Origin of the sequence: Nocardia barduliensis, assembly GCF_013315795.1 — a bacterium.
In the GTDB taxonomy this organism is placed as follows: domain Bacteria; phylum Actinomycetota; class Actinomycetes; order Mycobacteriales; family Mycobacteriaceae; genus Nocardia; species Nocardia barduliensis.
In genome coordinates this window covers 1-1,689 of the sequence record NZ_JABLTE010000254.1, presented here as the reverse complement: position 1 = coordinate 1,689, position 1,689 = coordinate 1, and the positions used below count along the sequence as shown (strand labels likewise).

Annotated in this window: 1 protein-coding gene and 1 pseudogene; one reads left to right on the top strand and one right to left on the bottom strand. The window is 66.4% G+C overall.

What is annotated here, in order from left to right; genetic code table 11:
* The coding region (locus HOV91_RS39035) for an MFS transporter (protein WP_312884953.1) at positions 1-1,120 on the bottom strand (1,120 nt) is incomplete at its 3' end.
* A 374-nt stretch (positions 1,121-1,494) separates the two neighbouring features.
* Here HOV91_RS39035 and HOV91_RS39030 point away from each other — a divergent pair.
* Positions 1,495-1,689, top strand: a pseudogene (locus HOV91_RS39030) (hypothetical protein); the annotation flags it as partial.

Below are 1,689 nucleotides of genomic sequence, written 5' to 3'. Positions count from 1 at the left end.
GGTTCACCGCGCCCGACCCCACGTACAGGTATCCCACCCCGACCACGACGCACCCGCCGAAGACGGCGATCCCGGCTGCCAGCGCACGAATCCCCCAGCGACGCAACAGTATCGGTGACAGCACCGCGCCCGCGCCCGCCCCGAGGGCGAACGGTGTCATCGCGACACCGGTGCGCAGCGCGGAGAACCGCAGCACGTCTTGCAGCAGGATCGATACGGTGAACACGAATGCGGTGAACAGCCCGAAGAAGATCGTCACCAGCGCCGATCCGACCGCGAACCGCCGGTCGGAGAACAAGTCCAGCCGCACCAGCGCGCGCCCGCCCCGGCGGCGCGTGGCGCGCTCGTGAGCCACGAACAACGCGCCCAGCACCACCGCGGCCGCGATATAGACCCCGTGCAGCGGACGCCAGCCCGCCTGCTGGCTGTCCGAGAGCGCGAACAGCAGCAGGAACAGCGCCGATGTGGCGATCACGGTCCCGCGCGGATCCAGCGGTTCCCGATCCGTCGCCGGGCCCGATCGCAGGTAACGCGTGGCCAGTGCGATCGCCACCACGCCCAGCGGCAGGTTCATCAGGAAGATCGCGTGCCAGCCGAGGCCGAACGGATCCAAGGTGATCAGGCCGCCGCCCAGGATCGGGCCGAGCATTCCGGCGAAACCGGCCGTAGCGCCGTACACGGCGAAGGCGTACTGATGGTGCTCGCGCCGGAAGGCCGCGGTGATGATGGCGATGGTCTGCGCCGCCATTCCCGCACCGGCCACGCCCTGCACGATCCGGGCGATGACCAATTCCAGTGCGGTAGACGATATTCCGCACCACACCGAAGCAGCGGTGAACGCCGCCGCCGACCACAGGAACATCCGGCGGCGGCCGACCATGGCGCCGACGCGAGCCGCGGTGAGCAGTACGCAGGCGAACGCCAGCGAGTAGCCGGCCACCACCCACAACTGCTCGGACCGCGACGCCCCCAGCTCCGCGGTCACGACCGGGAGAGCGGTGTTGACGATCGTCACATCGATCATCTGCATGAAAACCGAGATCAGGCACGCCCCGAACGATCCGAGCGCCACTGCCGCCTCTTTGCGGGTCATCGCATCGCCGCCTGGATCATCGGACACGAATTATGCGAGTATTCGGGCATGTCGACTCCTGGCCCGGGTAGGAGGGCGCGAATTCGCAGTCAATAGCAATGTGTGGCCGCCTCGCCAGACTTTCCAGCAATCTTGTGTTACCTACCAATTCGGCTCGAAAGACCGTTGCCGAATTTCCCAACCGGGCGTGGGTTATTCAGTTTCCGAGCCGCGCACCTCCGTACCGGATACGACCCCGCCGGACATCATCGCCATGGTGGTGGGCCGGTACATGAGTCCCAGTTCGAGAGTCGACGGCCAATGGCCGCGCGAGAACATTTCGAGGTCTTGCCGATGACTGTCGCCGGGCTGATCAGCACCGAAAACGTTTCGGACGTCGTGCCTTTGGCTAGATTCATACTATGAATCTCCGTAACTTCGCGGCACCGGCGGTCTTGGCAGCCGCCCTGACGTTGGCAGGCACCGCGGTCGCGGGCGCGGCCCCGGCGCAAACCGTGGACGACGACACCGTGTACTTCCGCTACGCCAGCTCCAACTGCGCCATCCACTCCAACGGCGACGTCGGCTGCGACATCCCCTACGGCACCAACCTGTTC